Here is a 17705-nt window from a genome sequence, read left to right on the forward strand (position 1 = left end):
CCTTGCCCTAAATGCAGACAGTCCTAATGATTTTAGGGTATGATGGAGACAATAGAGGTTCAAAGATGATTCAGGACATTCCCCTGCGGCGCATCCACCACGTGCGCTTTTTTGTCGGCAACGCGCGCCAGTCCGCGTATTTTTATCGCAATGCCTTTGGGTTTGAGATCGCGGCCTATAAAGGGCTGGAGACCGGCTCCCAGACCGAGGCGGGCTATGTGATGCGCCAGGGCAATATCACCCTGGTGCTGGAGTCGCCGCTACGTGCCGGGCACCCGGAGGCCGGCCGGCTCCAGCTCCACGGCGACGGGGTCCGCGATGTGGCGCTGGAGGTGGACGATGTGGCGCTCTCCTACCAGCTGGCGGTCGAGCGCGGCGCGGTGGGAGTCACACCGCCCACCACAATCACCGATGACCATGGCAGTGTGACCTTTGCCAGCATCAAGGCCTATGGCGACACGACCCATAGCTTTGTCAACCACGACCACTACACCGGAGTCTTCGCGCCCGGCTACGCTCCCCTCGATCCCGACCGCTACCGCAAGCCCGCAGTCGGCTGTGGGCTGGAGGCGATCGACCATATTGTCGGCAATGTGGAAGAGGGCAAGATGGACGAGTGGGTGGGCTTCTACGAGCGCATCCTGGGCTTCTCACAGCTGGTGCACTTCGATGAGAAAGATATCTCCACGGAGTACACGGCGCTGATGAGCAAGGTGGTTCAGGGCGGCAACGGGCGCATCAAGTTCCCGCTCAACGAGCCCGCCGAGGGGCGTAAGAAGAGCCAGATCGAGGAGTACCTGGAGTTCTACGGCGGCCCTGGCGTGCAGCATATCGCCATGGGCACCAAGAACATCCTCCAGACCGTCCGCCAGCTCCGCGCCAACGACGTAAACTTCCTCCGCGTCCCCCAGACCTACTACGATGCCCTCCCCGACCGTGTGGGGGAGATCGACGAGGACTTTAAAGAGATCGCCGAGCTGGGAATCTTAGTGGACCGCGACGACGAAGGCTATCTGCTTCAGATCTTCACCGCGCCGGTCGAGGACCGCCCAACCGTCTTCTTTGAGATCATCGAGCGCCACGGCTCTCGCAGCTTCGGGAAGGGGAACTTCAAAGCCCTCTTCGAGGCTATCGAGCGCGAGCAAGAGCGCCGCGGGACGCTGTAAACCGCCAAAAATAATAGGCTCCCATACCGCCGACGAGATACCATGTCATGTCCCACGGGTCCCCGATAAAGCGCGGGGAGAGCAGGGGGAGCCACAGCTCGAAGATCACGGTCCAGCCCGCCGTGGGCACGAGCACTTCCCCCAAGAGCGGCGGCGCATCGGTCTTGCGGAGCCCCGCTTTTCGGGAGAGCCACAGCAAGATCGGGAGCCAGAACGGCACGCAGATCAGGTCGTTGAAGTGCTCGTGCAAGAAGCCGCCGCTCGTCAGCGGCTTTCCCACAAACCGATTGAGAAAATACAGCACCAGACAGACCAGAAACAGCGGATCGCGCAGGTAGCCAAACGAGCGAGCTTGCATTGTCAGTGCCCCGTGGGAACGTCAAGTGCGGCCATTGCGACTGCGCCAAAGATAGTCACCGCAAAGAGCCCAAGGAGACCGCCGTAGTTCAGTACATGCCAGGTTTTAGTGCGCTTTGGAGCGTTTTCTTCTTCCTTGGAAAAGTAGGGGGTAAGAAACCAGAGCAGTCCGTTCAGGACGCACAGACCAAAGCATTTCTGGAGATAGTCATCTGTCCACGGGTTTTGAAACCCTTGAAGTATTTGTCTGATTGTGGGTTTGGGGAGGCGCTTTGTCTCTGAGGTAAAGTCCGCATCAACTCCCTCGCCGCCGAGCTTGCCATCTCGTCCCAGCGTGCGAAGAATTGCTTGCGAGCCGTGGCGCTCATAGACCAACGGTCGCTTCCAAGCATCCAGGTTTTCGTCTTTCGCTAGTGGCAAATCGGCAAGGGTATCCGGGAGCTTTCCGTGATCTTTCTGGTATTGCTCAATACGTCGCATCACCCTTACCATGGACACCTGCGTACTTCCGTTGTGGAAGGTATGTCCTGATAGGATCTTTGGAAGGCTTTGTAGCACCACAAGTGCGGTGACCAAAAACGCCACCAGACCCATCACAAACGCCATCAGGAAACGCTTTGTCTTGCTTCGCATATCCCAATAACGCTTCCCGCCCCACCCCGGTTACGGAACCCCCAAGGAGGCCCATTCATGGGTCTTGCCGCACCCGCGGGCCGCTTTAGCCGCCCGTCTCTATCCACCTGGTTGGAGCATCTCGCGGGCGTGGGCGAGCACGGTCTCGGAGCCGTTGCCGCCGAGCATGCGGGCCAGCTCTTGCACCCGCGCTTCGCCGTCGAGGGGGAGCACGCTGACCGTCGTGCGGCCTTTTTCGGTGCGTTTCTCGATAAAGAAGTGCGCATCGCCGCGCGCTGCTATCTGCGGTAGGTGCGTGATGCAGAGGGTCTGGGCGGCTTGGCTGAGCGTGTGGAGCTTCTGTGCCAGAGTCGTGGCCGTGCGCCCCCCGATCCCCGTGTCGATCTCGTCGAAGACTAGGGTCGGGGGAGCGACATGCTTGCTCATCACGGACTTAAGGGCCAGCATGACGCGCGAGAGCTCGCCGCCCGAGGCGATCTTTGCCAGGGGCTTGAGCGGCTCGCCGGGGTTGGGGGAGATCAGGAACTCGACCGCATCCGCGCCGCCGGGGCCGTGCTCGCGTGGCTCGACCGAGACCGCGAAGCGCGTGGCCGCCATCGCCAGGTCCTTGAGCTCGGTCTGGATTCCCTTGGCGAAGGGCTCGGTTGCCTTCTTGCGCGCCTTGGTCAGCGCGGCGGCATACCGCTCCACCTCCGCGAAGGTCGCTTTCTCCAGCGCCTCCAGCTCCGCGAGGCGCTCCTCGGCGTTTTCCAGAGTCGTGAGCTTCTGCCCGATCTCATCTCGGTAGGCTAAAATGGCGGGAATGTCCTCGCCGTACTTGCGCTTGAGGGTTTTGAGGGTATCGAGCCGGTCCTCGATCTGCGAGAGGCGCTCCGGGTTGAACTCGACCGAGTCCCGGTAGGCACGCACCTCGCGCATGGCATCGTCGGCGGCGTAGAGCGCGGTGTTGAGAATCTCTAAAAGAGAGCCCAGGCCATCGTCGAACTTCAGCGCCCGCTCGATCTCACGGACCGCTTGGGAGAGACCATCGAGTGCTCCGCCTTGCAGTGCCGCATAGGCCGCCGCCGATGCCCCGTGCAGGCGCTCGGCGCTCCCGAGGCGTAGCTTCTCGGCCTGTGCCTCTTCTTCCTCGCCGGCAACAAGCGCTGCGGCGTCGATCTCATCGCGCTGGTAGGAGTAGAGATCGAGGTTGCGGGCGCGCTCACGGGCCTCGCGCAGGAGGGCTTCACGCTCCGCACGGGCGGCGGCGTAGGCGTCCCAGGCCCCGCTCACCGCGTCCTTGAGCCTCTGGATCTCGCCGCCGCACCAGGCATCCAGCAGGTCCACATGGCGCTCCACCTGCATTAGGGACTGGTGCTCGTGCTGGCCGTGGATATCCACCAGCGCATCCCCAATCGCCTTGAGGGTCGCGACTGTCACCGGGCGGCCGTTGATCCGGGCGCTGCTCTTGCCGCTGGCGCTCAGCTCACGGGAGAGGATCAGCAGGCCGTCCTCGGTCTCGATTCCGGTGCTCTCCAGGGCGGGCGCGAGCCGGGGATCGCTGCTACTGACCGTGAAGACCGCCTCCACACGCGCCTTCTCCGCCCCGTGCCGCACTGAGTCGCTGCTCGTGCGCTCACCCAAGACCATGCCCAAGGCATCGAGCAGGATGGATTTTCCCGCCCCGGTCTCGCCCGTCAGCAGGTTCAGCCCCGCCCCAAAGCGAAGGCGCACCCGCTCGACCAGCGCAAAGTTCTCGACTGATAGTTCCGTAAGCATAGCGACGCGTGAGAATTATACCGCCAGAGACTCTCTGGCGTAGCCGAAAACCGGAAAGCGGCTATAATAGCCGCGTGAGTTTTGGCTGGCTGGAGGAGAGCGGGGCGGAGCGGGAGATCGCGGTCTCGACGCGGGCGCGGCTGGCGCGCAACCTGGCGGCCTTTCCCTTTCCCCACAAGGCGACCCCAACCGAGCGCAAGCGGGTGGCGCAGCTCGTGCGGGAGGCTGCTAAGATCGGGGACCTGACCCTGCTACACCCGGTGGAGCTCGCAAAGCTCACCGAGAGCCAGCGCCAGGAGCTCGTGGCCAACCAGCGCATCTCTCCCAAGCTTGCCGAGGGCACACCGGGGCAGTGGGCCCTGCTGGCCACTGATGGCGCGCTCTCGATTCTGGTCAATGAAGAGGACCACCTGCGCCTCCAAGCCCTCGCGTCGGGCTGCCAGCCCGAGCGTGTCTACCATCAAGTGAGCACGGTGGAGCGCCTCCTGGCACGCGGCCTCGACTTTGCCCACGACGAGCGCTTTGGGTTTCTGACGGCATCGCTGGCCAATGTGGGGACGGGAATGCGGCTCTCGGTGCTGCTCCACCTGCCCGCCCTGACCTGGCTCAATGAGCTGGAGCCCAAGCTCGCCGCGGTCTCTGCGCTCGGGGGGACGGTCCGGGGGCTTCATGGGGAGGGAACCCAGAGCACGGGGGCGCTCTACCAGGTCAGCCACGAGCGCACCTACCGCCCGGAGAGCGACCCGCTCAATCTGGTGCGCAGTGTTCAAGGGGCTGCCGAGGTGCTGATCGCCGCCGAGACCGATGCGCGCTCACGCCTCCCCCGGATAAAGCCCTGGACCCTCCAGCAGACCTGGGAGCGCACCACGGAGCGCATCAGCACCGCGGAGCAGCTGCCGAGCGAGGAGGCCCTGGAGCTTCTCTCGTATCGCCGCCTTGCCGGTCTGCTGGGCCTCACCGACCCGCTGGAGCCCACGGACTTTGCCGAGGCGCTTCTCTCCGTGGGGCAGGGCGAGTCGGTGCGACAGCAGCTCACCCGCGCCGCCCTCCTGCGAAACCTACGAGGGTGAACAATCTCAAGAAAGGCTACGTCTGCGACTTGTGCAAGCACTCTTATTTCTTCTCCTGATCGGGGCCGCTCAGGCAAAAAACACGCCCCCACAAAAGAATATCCCGCCGCCGCCGCCAACACTTCCTGCGGTGCCAAAGCTCCCCGCCAAGATTGCGTTTTCGAGTGAGCTGGCAGGCCGACGCGCCTATCTCGCCGCACGGGACACGGCCCACGCGACCAGCTTTCAGTGTGAGCTGAGCTCTATCGTGGACAGCCGAGGACGCGTCTCTGCGGGGCTGAGTGCGACAGAGACACTCTACTCCGCTCCAGGAAACAAGCTGGCCCTCACCTATGAGTACGGCATCCCAGGCCGGCGCTCGGTCCGAAAGGCGATCTCCGACGGTGAGTCTCTCCTGGCCGTGACCCTCGATGAGCGCAACAAGCAGACCACACGTGAGTTCTCCCGCCTCTACTTTGCCGAGGTGAAACCCATCAGCCGGACACTTCAGTACGCACGGCTCGACGCGCTGGGGACGAGCTGCGGGGCGCAGCTGGCCATTGAGCCCGAGCGGGCGATGCTGAGCCGCATCTGGCAAGACAGCGACGGGAGCGTGCTGGAGACGGATAGCCTGATTCCCCGCCCCGGTCGGCCCCAGCGGATCCGGCGCTATCGGTTCACGTCGAGCCACACGCTCGCCGCCGCCGAGGAGTGGGAGCTGCGCGAGGGGAGAACCACCTACCGCAAGGAGACCTACAAGCCCGCGCCCAAGAACGTCGCGCCCTTTGACCAGGCACTTCCGTCCAACTATATCGAGAAGGCCATCAAGGTCCAGGAGCGCCCACAGGAGCCGCCTCCCGTGCAGTCCGATCCCCAGGCCCTCGCCCTGCTTGAGAAGTGGGAGCGTGCCCACCAGCGCTTCTTTACCCTCCATGCGGCCGCGACTGTCACGACCCAGCTTGTCAAGCGCAGTGAGCTCTCCCGCGATCCCGGTCGCGGCGGTGGCTACAACGGCACCTACGACCTCTGGCTCCAGCGGCCCGGGAGCGCGTTGGTTACCGTGAAGGGGAAGGACGCCTTCCCGGTGAGCCAGATCCTCCGCGCCGACGGCACGCAGATTATCGTCGAGGACACCGACGGTAAGAAGCGCCCTTCGCCCCTGCGGGAGGGAGCCCGCCTGGAGACCAGCCTGCGCCAGGCCGCGCTCCGCAGTGCTCTGGAGCCGCTCCAGTGGCTCCTGGAAGGTCCCCCCGCGCTCACCGGCTACGAGGCCGTGCGCCTCCTGAGCCCCGTGACCCTCCCCGATGGCACCCAGGCCGATGTGATCGAGCTGGTACGCACCGTCCGCGGCACGGGGGGACGGGCTGACCGCCCGATGGTCTCCGCGACCTCGGAGCGTGTCTGGCTCAATAGAAACGGGATTCCGGTTGGCTTTGAGACCACCCGAAGGTCCGATATCGAGGGAGCCTTCGAGCGCGATCAGCCCCCGACCACGATCGTCAGTATCGTCCTGCGAGGAGTCTCCACCGACCGCGAGCCGCCGTTTTAGCGCGCTGCTCAGGGAGGAAATCGCGGCGTGTCTCTGGAACTAGAGAGCATTCCAATTGGAGAAACGAACCTAACTCATGCCCAAACTAACCGTTGAAGGCCACGGGACATTCGATGTTCCCGAAGGCAAGAAGCTTGTCCTTGCGATCGAAGACGCAGGAATCCCGATCCTGCACCGCTGTGGGGGAGTCCCCGCCTGCACCACCTGCCGCGTCCGAATCCTGGAGGGCGAGGTGTCCCCCATGTCCGACGAGGAAGAGTCCACCCTGGAAGACCCGGAGCTGATCGCGACCCACCGGCTCTCCTGCCAGATCCGTGTCCAGAACGACCTGACGGTCGCGGTCTGGGGCGAGGTGGGCAAGGAGGCACGCGGCGCGTTCTTCACCGACGGCAAGGTCTTCGACAGCGCCGGCGAGCGCCCCGCCGACTGAGCCGCTCGGAATCGCCCCGTTTAGACCGCCCCGGTTAGAGCGGGGCGTCTTGCTGTCCTCGTTCCTCGGACACAAAGGCCTTCGGCCATAATCCCGAGTTCACTCGGGATGGGCGGAGCCCTTCGTGTCGGAGCTTGCGACGACAGCAAGACGCCCCCCTCCAACGGGGGCGGTCTAAACCGGGGCGATTTTTTTATTGTGTATACTGAGCAGGTATGGCCGACGAACCTGAACCGATCTCGCGCATGGAAGCGCTCCGAGGTCTACGCATCTCCACACAAGAGGGGCTCTGGGCGACGGTCTTTGTGGTGCTCACGGGCGGCGCGTTCCAGATCGGGTTTGCACGCCACCTCGGGGCCAACGACTTTGTTTTAGGGCTGCTCGCTGGGCTCCCCGCCGCCGTAGGGCTCTTGCAGGTGCCGGCCTCTCTCTACATCGAGAAACGCGGCGAGCGGCGGCGCTTTGTGGCGTTCTCCGCGGGTGCCGGGCGGCTGGCGCTGGCGGCTCTCGCCCTGGTCGCACTGTTTCTCCCCGATCCGCTCCGGCTCGCGGCGTTTCTGCTCCTGCTGATTCTCTCCTCGGCGCTCCTGACGATCACCGTCCCGGCGTGGACCAGCTGGATGAGCGACCTCGTCCCCAACGATGCCCGTGGGCGCTACTTTGCGGGCCGCAACCGCCTCGCGAGTATCGTCGCGATGCTGGCGCCTCTACCCGCCGCGTGGCTCCTCGACAAGCTCAAGCCTGAGGCGGGGTTTCCGGTTCTCTTCGGTCTCGCCGCGATTCCGGCCGCCGTGTGTTTTCTGCTGATCCTGCGCCAGCCCGAGCCCCCGATGGTGCGCCAGCTCGAGAAGACCAACCCGTTCACGTCGCTCAAGGCTCCCTTCGCCGACCCGAGCTTCCGGCAGTTTCTGGCCTTTGCGGGGACGGTGGTCGTGGGGCAGGCGCTGGCGGGGCAGTTTTTCATGGCCTGGCAGGTCGATAAGGCGGGGCTGGAGCTGCCCTATCTCTCGGTGCAGGTTCTGGGCGCGGTGGCGTCGGGGGCGAGCCTGGCGACCATGCCGCTCTGGGGCTACCTTGCCGATAAGTACGGGGGGCGCCCGGTGCTGATGATCGGGAGCTGGCTGGTGCTGGTGGCACCGCTGCTCTGGTGCTTCACGAGCCACGGGGCAAACTGGCTCAACTACCCGCTGATTGTCGTGCTGAACGTGACCTCGGGGGCGGGCTGGGCCGCGGTGGGGCTGACCCAGTTCAATCTTTTGCTCTCGATGACCCCCGACGATAAACGCGGCACCTATGTGGCGGTCTACTCGGCGTTTACGGGAGTGGTGGGGGGGATCTCGCCCATTATCGGGGGGGCGCTGATGACCGCGCTCTCGCATCTGCCCCTGCCCGCGGGCCTCAATAACTACAAGGTGATGTTCCTGCTCACCGATATCGTCCGCGTGGCCGCGCTGATCTTGCTTCGCCAGCTTAAGATCGAGGACAGTAAGACGACCCGCTTCGTGCTGGGGCAGCTGGTCGGGACGGGGACCATGGGGGGCTTTCGACGCGCCCAGCGCCTCGCTCGCACCACGGATGCCGAGGCGCGCGAGGAGACCGTGCGGGAGCTTGGGGAGCGGAAGTCGTCGCTGGCGGTGGAGGAGCTGGTGGAGGCGCTGGGCGATGTCTCCCACGCGGTCCGTGCCACGGCGGCGCGGGCGCTGGGGGAGATCGGGGACACGCGTGCGGTTCCTGCGCTGGCCGCAAAGCTCCTTGACCCCGCCGCCGCGATTGGCGAGGAGGCCGCACACGCGCTGGGATTTCTGGGCGACCGCGCCGCTACCCCCGCGCTGGAGGCGGCGTCCCGTGGCCCCAATGCAACTGTCCGCGTGGCCGCCCTGCGCGCTCTGGGCCGCCTCGCCGACCCGGCCTCGGCCCCGACCCTGCTCGCCGCCCTCAACCCGGATCGCCCGACCCGCTGCGAGGCGGCCTGCGCGGCCTTAGCGGCGATTGGGGAGAACCTGCGCCCGGAAGACCGTACCGAGGCCGAGGAGCGCCTGCTCGCCCTGCTCGTCCCCGAGGTCGATCAGGGAATGCGCCTCGCCGCCGCCCGTGCGATTGAGAAGCTCGCCCCCGCCGTCCCGGAGCTGCTCTGGCTGCTAACCGTGAAGCTCACCGACGAAGCAGACCCGGCGGTGTTAGCGCGACTCTCCGTGGCGCTCTCGCGGCTGGTGCGCGCCCATGCGCCCAAGCCGGAGAGTCACTTTCCGTTTCTGCTAAAGATGGCGCGGCGCCTGGAGGGCAAGGGCCTCTCGTACTTGCAGGCACTCTATGCCGCCGCGGACACGATCCTGCCGCCGGGGACCCTCTACCCGCTGCTCTCGCTCAAGGGGATGGCACGCGACGAAGCCCTGCACAAGCTGGTCTCCGACCGTGCCCTGCTGGAAGTCTTTAGCCAAGGGGACTACCTGGGCCTGACCCAGCGCCTCCCCGAGCTCGCCCGCCACGACAACGATCCCCCCGCCGAGGAGGCACTCCTCGCCCTGCTAATGCTCGCTAAAGCGCCGCCTCAATAGCCGCGACCACCGTGGGATCGTCGGGCTTGGTCTTGGCCGAGAAGCGGGCGATAACCTTGCCGTCCTTGCCGACCAAGAACTTGCCGAAGTTCCACTCGATCTCGCCGCCGAGGGGAGCGGGCAGGCCGGTGAGGTAGGCGTAGAGCGGGTGGATGTCCTCGCCCTTGACACTGATCTTGCTGAACATGTCAAAGGTGACCCCGTAGGTGAGGGAGCAGAATTCTTTGATCTGGGCCTCGGTACCGGGCTCCTGCGCGCCGAAGTTGTTGGCGGGGAAGCCCAGAATCCGCAGCCCCTTGTCCTTGTACTGCTGGTGAAGCGCCTCAAGCTGGGCGTACTGGGGCGTCAGGCCGCACTTGCTGGCGACATTGACGATCAAGAGCACGTGCCCCGTGTAACTCTGGAGCGCGGTCTCGGTGCCGTCGATATTGGGAAGGGTGAAGTCGTAGAGAGAAGCCATGTTGATCCTTGTTGTATCCTTACGCCAAAGATACGACTCTTGCGCTACAATGGTTCCATGATCTACGCAGAGACCTTCGAGACCCGCTTTGGCGTCATGACCGTGGCCGTGGACGACGATGGGGCGGTGGTGTCGCTGGATTTTAGCGAGAGCGCGCCGGAGGGGAGCACCCTCGACCCTCTCAAGACCCGCCAGGCCAAGCGCCAGATTCAGGAGTTCTGCGACGGTGAGCGGACGGTCTTTGAGCTCCCGCTCGCCCCCGAGGGGACGGAGTTCCAGAAGCTGGTCTGGGCCGAGGTCGCCAAGATTCCCTACGGCCAGACCCGCACCTACGGCCAGATCGCCGCTGCCGTGGGCAACAAAGACGCCGCCCGCGCGGTCGGGGCCGCCAGCGGTGCCAACCCCATCCCCCTGATCGTCCCCTGCCACCGCGTGATTGCCGCCGACGGCGGCCTGGGCGGCTTCGCCTACGGCACGGGAGTCAAGTCCCGCCTCCTCGCCTTCGAGAGCGAACAGCCCAGCCTGTTCTAGACCACCATGCTCTACCGCTGCCGCAAGTGTGAACAGGTCGAGGCATTTGGCTGTCTGCCTGCCGTCTCCTGTGGCATGTATCTCATGGTGCTTCTGGGAATCTCCGTGGGATCCTTCTCTGTCGCGCTTCAGGTTGTCGCCCATGCCGCACGCCGCGTTGCCCATGCCGCACGCCGCGTTGCCCATAGCGCCACACCTCCGCACCTACCCTGGTGGGTAATGCCAGTCGGGTTTGTTATCGGGATTCCCCTTGTTGTGCTGGGAGCCTATCTCTGGGGACGGTTTTTAGAGCTGATGGAGTACCTATTCGTCGCCTTGCACCGTTGCCCAAACTGCAAAGCTCGCCGCTGGTCCTGGGGCTTTACCAGCGGATTTGGGCTCTAAAAACAAAACGCCCCGTGGCATCCCTTTTGACATCCCTCCCCCGGCCCCTCCCTTCGCTCTGTTTCCCGCTTCGCGGGGACGAAGGGAGGGGAGTCAGAGGGGTGGGTTGAGCTAGTCCCCCCCTCCCTTCCCCCCGACGAAGTCGGGTCTCAGGGGAAGGGAGGGGGCAGGGGGGAGGGATGCCGGAGTTCTACCGGTTGGCGATAAGCGGCGCGATCAGCAGGCTGACGACGCTCATGACCTTGATAAGAATCGAGACGCCCGGGCCGGAGGTGTCTTTGAAGGGGTCGCCGACCGTGTCGCCCACGACGGCGGCTTTGTGGGCATCGCCGCCTTTAGCGTGGCCTTCCATATCGCCCTTCTCAATGTGCTTCTTGGCGTTGTCCCACGCGCCGCCCGAGTTTGCCATGAAGAGGCTGAGGGTGGAGCCGACCGCTAGCGCACCAGCGAGCATGCCGGCGAGGGCGGTGGGGCCAAGGAAGAAGCCCGTGAGGATGGGGGCGAGGATGGCGACCAGACCCGGCTGGATCATCTCGATCAGCGCGGCCTTGGTGGCGATATCGACAATATGAGCGGGCTCCGGGTCGGCCTTACCTTCGAGGAGACCAGGAATCTCCTTGAACTGCCGGGCGATCTCCACGACAATCTTCCCGGCGGCGCGTCCCACCGCGAGCATGGTCGAGGCACCCACCCAGAAGGGGAGGATCGCGCCCAGAAGCACGCCGATCAGGACGGTCGCATCGGTGAGCTCAATGTGGAACGGCTTCCCACGGGCGTGGCTGATCTCCATCGAGTAGGCGGAGAAGAGTGCGACTACGGTGAGGGTGGCGGAGCCGATGGCAAAGCCCTTCCCAATCGCCGCGGTGGTGTTACCCACGGAGTCCAGCTCGTCGGTGATGTCGCGGACCTCTTTACCGAGGCCGCTCATCTCGCTGATGCCGCCCGCGTTATCGGAGATCGGGCCGTAGGCATCGACTGTCATTACGATCGCGGTGCCCGCCAGCATTCCTACGGCCGCCAGCGCGACTCCGTAGAGCCCCAGCTGGGCATTGGAGAGCCAGGCCACGGCGCAGAGGATCGCCATGGGGACGATCACCGACTCTTTACCGACCGCGAGGCCCTGGATGATATTGGTGGCCGCGCCGGTCTGCGACGACTCCGCGACACGGCGGATCGGCTTATGGGCGGTGTAGTACTCCGTCACCAGCCCGATCGCCGCGCCTCCAATCGCACCCGCCGCGAGACAGATGGTCACGGCCTGGGTCGCGCCTAAGAGGGGCATGAGGATCGCTGAGACAACGGTGAGCGCGATCGGGGGGATGATCAGACAGTTGCGCAGGACACTGGCGGGCTTGCTGTTGCGGAGCGCACGTGCCAAGAAGATTCCGAGCAGCGAGATCGCCAGCCCGACTCCGGAGAGGATCAGCGGGAGAGCACCACCCAGAGCGCGCTCAGCCTCTTCGGAGAGAGTGGGGGCGAGGCTCTTGAGGTGGCCCATGTCAGCGGTGGTGAGCGCAATGGCCACGGCCGAGACAATCGCAGCGACCATGGACTCGTAGATATCTGCGCCCATGCCGGCCACATCCCCCACGTTATCCCCAACATTATCGGCGACCACGCCCGGGTTGCGGGGATCGTCCTCGGGGATTCCCTCGATCACCTTGCCGGCGATATCGGCTCCCACATCCGCGGCCTTAGTGTAGATACCGCCACCGATACGGGCAAAGAGGGCGATACTACTGGCACCCACCGCGAAGGCATGGAGTGTCCCGTTCATCTGGTCGGTGCCATGGAGGAACCAATAGATCCCTGTCAGGCCGACCAGCCCGAGACCCGCGACCGCGAGGCCCATCACCGCACCGCCATCGAGCGCGATCAGGAGGGCATTGGGCTTGCTACCGCGGCGGGCCGCCTCGGCCGTGCGTACATTGGCGAGGGTGGCTGCTTGCATGCCGCAGTAGCCCGCCAGGAGGGAGAGAAACGCGCCCAAGACAAAGGCACCGCCCGCAAGCCAGCCGAGCGTGAACCCTAAGGCAAGAAAGACGACCGTGGTGTAGACCGCGAGGACCGTGTACTCACGCTTGAGAAACGCCATGGCACCCTCGCGAATGTACTTCGCGATGGTATTCATGGTCTCCGTGCCGCCTATGGGCTGGCGACGGACATTCCCATAGAAAAAAATTGCAAAAGCAAGCCCGATAGACCCAATCACAAGGGGGGATAGTATCCAGGGCGCGCTCAGTTGTCCTGCCAAAGGGCAGACCTCCTCTTCCGATTATCAAGGCTTAGATTGCTGCAAGTCTTGCGCCCGCGAACCCAGAAAAGCTCAGGGCGTCGAAAGGGGCACGGCAGCAAACGTCGGTGCCGAGAGAGAGTATACCCGACTTTGTGAAAAATTTCCCTAATTCGCCTGTGTGTTTTTCCATGCCACGATCGCGGCCTGGGTATCGAGGAGACGAACCATGAGCGCGCCGCTGTCCTGGGCGAGGAGGGACGCCAAAGACTCAGGCTGGTAGAGGCTCTCAAACTCTTTCTGGAGCACGCCCGAGAACACCTCCGCGATACGGGGGAACTCATCGTGCATCCAGGCCTTGAGGAGCGTGTACTGCGCCTCCATGAACGGCTTGGGATGGCCAAGCTGAGCCGCATCGCAGATCAGCTCGACCAAGTCACTAAAGCGTGCCTCGAAGGCATCGGGGGTAAGCGCAGTGGCCTCCCGGGTTAAGGTCATGGACGCTTGCTCTGCTCCACGAAGTTAAGACGAAGATCGCTCACCATGGCCTTGAGCGGCAGGCGCTCCTCGGGGGCGACATGGGGCTCTAGCTGCTCGGCGAGGAAGCCGACCGTGTTGATCGCCATCTGGGCCTGGGCGAGATCGCGCTCGATCTGGCCGGTCATCGGGTTGGCGACAAGCCCCATGCGGAGCCACGCAAGGTTGCGTAGCTCGCCCATGAAGAGGGCCAAGACCGAGCGGACATCGGGGAGCTCTGTGCTCTCTTCTTCGTCGCCCTCACCCTCGTCGTAGCCCAGAGGGGCCTCTTCAATCTCGGGTTCTGGAGCGGGTGCAGGGGCAGCGGGTGCGGGGGGCGGGGCGGGGGCGGTCTCCTCGGTGGTCAGACGTCGGCGGTCGCGGAAGGTGAATCCTTCTTCCTCTTCTTCGGGCATGGGGGATTGTAGCACGCGCGGCTCCCTCTCTGCAATGGGGTACACTGGACATCAGGATGAAGGCAGACGCAGCAGAGGTTTTTGAAGAGGTCGGGGAGACTACCACCAAGCTCCTCCAGCGGGTCTTCTACCGGTCTTTCGAGTACCAGGGCGAGCTCTTGACTCTCTTGGGACGAGCGGTTAAGGCGATCTGGAAAGAGGGAGTCCACCTCGGTGACTTTACGCGCCAGCTCACGAGCGTGGGCACGGAGTCGGTGCCGATTGTCTTGCTCACCGTGGGGTTCTCCGGGGCGGTTCTGGCGCTCTACACGGTCGGCTCCCTCACCAACCTCGGGATCGGGAACCTCCTGGGAGGCATTGTCGCGCTCTCCATTGTGCGTGAGACCGGCCCGCTGATCACCGCCGTGACCCTCATCGCCCGCGTGGGCTCCGGGATCACGGCCGAGATCGGGGCGATGAAGACCAGCGAGCAGGTCGATGCGCTCCGGGCCATGGGAATCTCCCCGGTTGCCTACTTAGTTGTCCCTCGCCTGCTGGCCTGCCTCATCATGGGGCCGGTGACCACGCTCTTTGGGGATGCGGCTGGGGTCTTTGGGGGCGGGGTGATCGCGGTAAACCAGGGCCAGACCGCCCGCCAGTACACCGACTCCTTCCGTCAGCTGCTCGAACCCAATGGCTCCGATATCTTCGAGGGGCTCCTCAAGGCGCTGGTCTTTGGGGCCATTATCGCCCTGATCGCCTGCCGTGAGGGGCTGGAGACCAAGGGGGGGGCCGCGGGTGTCGGGCGCTCGACCAACCGCGCCGTGGTCTTTACCATTATTCTTGTCTTCGCAGCCGACTTTGTGCTGACCTGGTTCTTCAAGGCAAAGTCGGTGATCTAAGATGGAGACAACCCCTGCCCCCCCTCGTATTCGGCTGAAGGACCTGTGCTACACGGTCGATGACCGGGAGATTCTCTCGGGGATCACGCTGGATATCGCGCCGGGGGAGATTCTCTGCGTCATGGGCCTCTCCGGAGCGGGCAAGTCCACGATCCTACGCTGCATCGCGGGGCTGGTCCCGGCAACGAGCGGCGAGCTACTTATAGATGGAGTCGATCTTGTCGGAAAGCAGGAGCGGGAGCTGCTTCCCATACGCGCCAAGATGGGGGTGGTCTTCCAGTACGCCGCTCTCTTCGACTCCATGAATGTCTACGCCAATATCGCCTTCGGGCTCCTGCGGGGACCGCGCTGTAGGGAGTTCAAGAAGACGCCGCGGGCGGAGATCACGCGCCGGGTCCAGGAGCTCCTCAAGGAAGTCGGGCTGCCGGGGATCGAGAAGCGCATGCCGCCAGAGCTCTCGGGAGGGATGCGCCGCCGTGTGGGGCTGGCGCGCGCCCTCGCTACCGAGCCGGAGATCGTCCTCTACGACGAGCCAACCAGCGGCCTTGACCCCGTGACCGCGGCGGCGATCGACGATCTGATCGTGCGGACGCGTAACACAAAAGGAGTCACGAGTGTCGTGGTCTCCCATGACATGCAGAGTATCTTCCGAATCGCGGATAAAATAGTGATGCTCTATGAAGGGAAGGCGCAGATCTACGGCACTCCCGACGATGTACGAAACAGCGACGATCCCATTGTCCAGCAGTTTATTCGTGGCGAGATCGACGGCCCGATAGAGATTGGATAGGTCATGAATCACAGGAATCAAAAAAATTATTTTCTCACGGGAGCTATCGTAGCCACCGTCGCTGTGGGAGGCTCGCTCGCCAAGAGCTGGCTCAACCGTATGCAAGTGGCTCGGAACTCCTACCCCGTGACCCTTGTCTTGAAGGATGCGCGAGGGCTTCGGGGAAGTGAGCCTATCGAGATAGCCGGTGTTCCCGTGGGACATGTCACACGAGTGCACCTCGCCTCCGACCTGCGCCGTGTGCTGGTGGAGGCGCGACTCTCCCGGGAGCTGAAGCTGAGCCAGGACTCGTCGGCGTGGGTGGAGGTTCCGCTTCTGGGGGGGAGCTCCACTGTGCACCTCGAGCCGGGGCACGCCACCGCGCTTCTTGCGCCGGGGGCACAGATCCAAGAGAGAGTCTATGAGTAGAGGCAATTTTGTCACGGGGGTTGTTGTCACCACAGGAATTGGGGGGCTGGTGTTCTGCTGGACCTGGCTCAACCGAACCTTCCAGGAGCGCAACACGGTCGACTTCCGTGTGGCCTTTGACGATGTCAAGGGGCTCAAGGGGATGGAGGAGGTGCGGGTCGCCGGCTTTCAAGTCGGGTCCGTCAAGAGCGTCCAGCTCGCCCCCGATGGCCGTAAGGCGATCACGCTGCTACGGATCAACCGCGATGTGAAGATTCCCGTGGACTCCAAGATCAGTGTCTCGTCTGGTCTGCTGGGCGGCGGTGCCGTGGTGACCATTGTCCCTGGCAACAAGAGCGACCTGATCACCGAGGAGACGACCAAACAGAGCCCTCTGGCCGGCGAGCCCGCCGCGGGTCTGGACTCGGCGCTGGCGGGGGTGAGCAAGTTCACCAACGACGATGCCCTCCGCGCTGATCTCATGGCGACCGCACACAACCTCCGGCTAATGAGCGAGAAGATCAATAAACTGGGGGCGATCGGGGCGCTCGACGATCCCAAGGGCGATCTGCAGGGGACGCTCCGTAACCTCCAGGCGACCTCGGCGCTGCTGCCGGGAACCATGAAACGCGTGGATACGGTGCTGGCCAACGCCGCCGATGTCGCGGCCTCGGCTAAGAGCATTGTTCCCTTGCTCGAAAAACAAGTGGTGGTTCTCTCCCGCGAGACCCAGACTCTGGTAAAGGACCTCGATACCGTGATGAAGTCCGGCGGACGGATCGCCGCCGAGACCGAGGGGCTGGCGCGTGAGGCCAAGCTGACGGTCGCCGATAGCCGGGAGAGCATCAAGGCACTGCTCCGCTCCGCCAACGATGCCGCCTCCGGTGCCGCCGGCCTCGCCGAGCAGCTGGCAGGACTGGTGGGGGATAAGAACCTCAAGGGAAATATCATCGCGGCGACTGGCAACCTCACCAAGGTCTCGGACAATTTGGTGGCGATCTCCCAGAAACTCGATGCCACCGCAGGCACGCTCTCCCAGACCGCCACCGACCCGGAGCTCTTGGGCAATATCAAGCTGACGGTCGCCAATGTGAAGGATGCTAGCGGCTCGATTAAAAATTTAATGGCCCGTGTGGAGACCTTGCGCCTGCCGGGTGAGAAAAAAATTAGTACCTCGCCCGCGCCAAATCGCCCTGTGGAGAGGGGCAAACAGCCAACCTGGTACGAGCCGGGCTTGACCGGAGACTTTCTGTACGATACAAAGGCGGAGCGTTTTCAGCTCGATACCAACTACGCACAGGTCTCAGGCGGTCAGCTCTTCCGAGTAGGAGTGGCCGATGCGACTGAGCGTAATCGGGTCAATGTGCAGCTCGGGCAGAAAAGCGGAGAGCTCTGGACGCGCTACGGCCTCTTTGGCAGCAAGCTGGGAGTTGGCTTCGACACGCAGGCAGGACCGCTACAATGGCGGCTCGACCTGCTCGATCCCAACCACTTTACTGCCAATACACGGCTCCGAGCGCGTCTAAATAACAACACTGCGCTGGTCTTTGGGCTAGATTCCGTCGGCAATGGGAATCGTCCATCGGTCGGCCTTCAGATAAGGAAGTAAA

Annotated in this window: 18 protein-coding genes; 11 read left to right on the plus strand and 7 right to left on the minus strand. The window is 64.0% G+C overall.

The genetic code is table 11. From position 1 onward, the window contains the following. The first annotated feature begins 65 nt into the window (after positions 1-65). The gene (hppD, locus tag HNQ39_RS13930; protein WP_184197034.1) at positions 66-1166 is read left to right on the plus strand and encodes a 4-hydroxyphenylpyruvate dioxygenase; all 1101 of its coding nucleotides are present in this window, start codon (positions 66-68) and stop codon (positions 1164-1166) included. Here the strand turns inward: hppD and HNQ39_RS13935 are convergent. From HNQ39_RS13935 to recN, 3 genes are all read right to left on the minus strand, one after another. Continuing rightward, a complete protein-coding gene (locus HNQ39_RS13935; protein ID WP_184197037.1) occupies positions 1129-1524 on the minus strand; it encodes a hypothetical protein in 396 nt (131 codons plus the stop codon). The genes hppD and HNQ39_RS13935 overlap by 38 nt on opposite strands. Before the next feature lie 2 nt (positions 1525-1526). After that, complete coding sequence (locus HNQ39_RS13940; RefSeq protein ID WP_184197040.1) at positions 1527-2156, minus strand: type II secretion system protein GspG; 630 nt, start codon at positions 2154-2156, stop codon at positions 1527-1529. A gap of 99 nt (positions 2157-2255) precedes the next feature. Next, positions 2256-3914, minus strand: a complete 1659-nt coding sequence (recN, locus tag HNQ39_RS13945; protein WP_184197043.1) for a DNA repair protein RecN — start codon at positions 3912-3914, stop codon at positions 2256-2258. Between the two features lie 74 nt (positions 3915-3988). On the opposite strand from recN, the gene HNQ39_RS13950 reads away from it, so the two are divergent. From HNQ39_RS13950 to HNQ39_RS13965, 4 genes are all read left to right on the plus strand, one after another. Beyond that, complete coding sequence (locus tag HNQ39_RS13950; protein ID WP_184197045.1) at positions 3989-4984, plus strand: hypothetical protein; 996 nt, start codon at positions 3989-3991, stop codon at positions 4982-4984. Between the two features lie 31 nt (positions 4985-5015). Next, positions 5016-6512 (plus strand): hypothetical protein, encoded by a 1497-nt coding sequence (locus tag HNQ39_RS13955; RefSeq protein ID WP_184197047.1) that lies wholly within the window; start codon positions 5016-5018, stop codon positions 6510-6512. 76 nt (positions 6513-6588) lie between these two features. Beyond that, positions 6589-6942 carry a 2Fe-2S iron-sulfur cluster-binding protein gene (locus HNQ39_RS13960; RefSeq protein ID WP_184197050.1) on the plus strand — a complete coding sequence of 118 codons (354 nt, stop codon included), beginning with the start codon at positions 6589-6591 and terminating at the stop codon, positions 6940-6942. Positions 6943-7157: 215 nt separating this feature from the next. Then, the gene (locus HNQ39_RS13965; RefSeq protein ID WP_184197053.1) at positions 7158-9497 is read left to right on the plus strand and encodes an MFS transporter; all 2340 of its coding nucleotides are present in this window, start codon (positions 7158-7160) and stop codon (positions 9495-9497) included. Here HNQ39_RS13965 and HNQ39_RS13970 read toward each other — a convergent pair. Then, positions 9478-9957, minus strand: coding sequence for a glutathione peroxidase (locus HNQ39_RS13970; protein ID WP_184197056.1), 480 nt, complete (start codon positions 9955-9957; stop codon positions 9478-9480). The two genes, HNQ39_RS13965 and HNQ39_RS13970, sit on opposite strands and share 20 nt — an antisense overlap. Before the next feature lie 57 nt (positions 9958-10014). Here HNQ39_RS13970 and HNQ39_RS13975 point away from each other — a divergent pair, with 57 nt between their 5' ends. Next, a complete protein-coding gene (locus HNQ39_RS13975; RefSeq protein ID WP_221290002.1) occupies positions 10015-10488 on the plus strand; it encodes a methylated-DNA--[protein]-cysteine S-methyltransferase in 474 nt (157 codons plus the stop codon). Between the two features lie 6 nt (positions 10489-10494). Further along, positions 10495-10872, plus strand: a complete 378-nt coding sequence (locus tag HNQ39_RS13980; RefSeq protein ID WP_184197059.1) for a hypothetical protein — start codon at positions 10495-10497, stop codon at positions 10870-10872. Between the two features lie 190 nt (positions 10873-11062). On the opposite strand, the gene HNQ39_RS13985 is transcribed toward HNQ39_RS13980, so the two are convergent. From HNQ39_RS13985 to HNQ39_RS13995, 3 genes are all read right to left on the minus strand, one after another. Beyond that, the gene (locus tag HNQ39_RS13985) at positions 11063-13114 is read right to left on the minus strand and encodes a sodium-translocating pyrophosphatase (RefSeq protein ID WP_343075969.1); all 2052 of its coding nucleotides are present in this window, start codon (positions 13112-13114) and stop codon (positions 11063-11065) included. Between the two features lie 159 nt (positions 13115-13273). Next, a complete protein-coding gene (locus tag HNQ39_RS13990; RefSeq protein ID WP_184197065.1) occupies positions 13274-13603 on the minus strand; it encodes a hypothetical protein in 330 nt (109 codons plus the stop codon). Continuing rightward, the gene (locus tag HNQ39_RS13995; RefSeq protein ID WP_184197068.1) at positions 13600-14037 is read right to left on the minus strand and encodes a DUF1844 domain-containing protein; all 438 of its coding nucleotides are present in this window, start codon (positions 14035-14037) and stop codon (positions 13600-13602) included. Before HNQ39_RS13995 ends, HNQ39_RS13990 begins: the two co-directional genes overlap by 4 nt. A gap of 56 nt (positions 14038-14093) precedes the next feature. On the opposite strand from HNQ39_RS13995, the gene HNQ39_RS14000 reads away from it, so the two are divergent. The 4 genes from HNQ39_RS14000 to HNQ39_RS14015 are packed head-to-tail and all read left to right on the plus strand — an operon-like array spanning position 14094 to position 17704. Continuing rightward, entirely contained in the window at positions 14094-14918 is an 825-nt protein-coding gene (locus tag HNQ39_RS14000) for an MlaE family ABC transporter permease (RefSeq protein WP_184197071.1), read from the plus strand. 1 nt (position 14919) lies between these two features. Continuing rightward, positions 14920-15708, plus strand: coding sequence for an ABC transporter ATP-binding protein (locus HNQ39_RS14005; protein WP_184197074.1), 789 nt, complete (start codon positions 14920-14922; stop codon positions 15706-15708). A 3-nt stretch (positions 15709-15711) separates the two neighbouring features. Beyond that, complete coding sequence (locus HNQ39_RS14010) at positions 15712-16116, plus strand: MlaD family protein (protein WP_184197077.1); 405 nt, start codon at positions 15712-15714, stop codon at positions 16114-16116. Further along, on the plus strand, positions 16109-17704 hold the full coding sequence (locus tag HNQ39_RS14015) for an MlaD family protein (protein ID WP_184197080.1): 1596 nt from the start codon (positions 16109-16111) through the stop codon (positions 17702-17704). The genes HNQ39_RS14010 and HNQ39_RS14015 overlap by 8 nt, the downstream gene beginning before the upstream one ends. The last annotated feature ends 1 nt before the right edge of the window (position 17705 follow it).

The organism is Armatimonas rosea, from assembly GCF_014202505.1.
Lineage (GTDB): Bacteria > Armatimonadota > Armatimonadia > Armatimonadales > Armatimonadaceae > Armatimonas > Armatimonas rosea.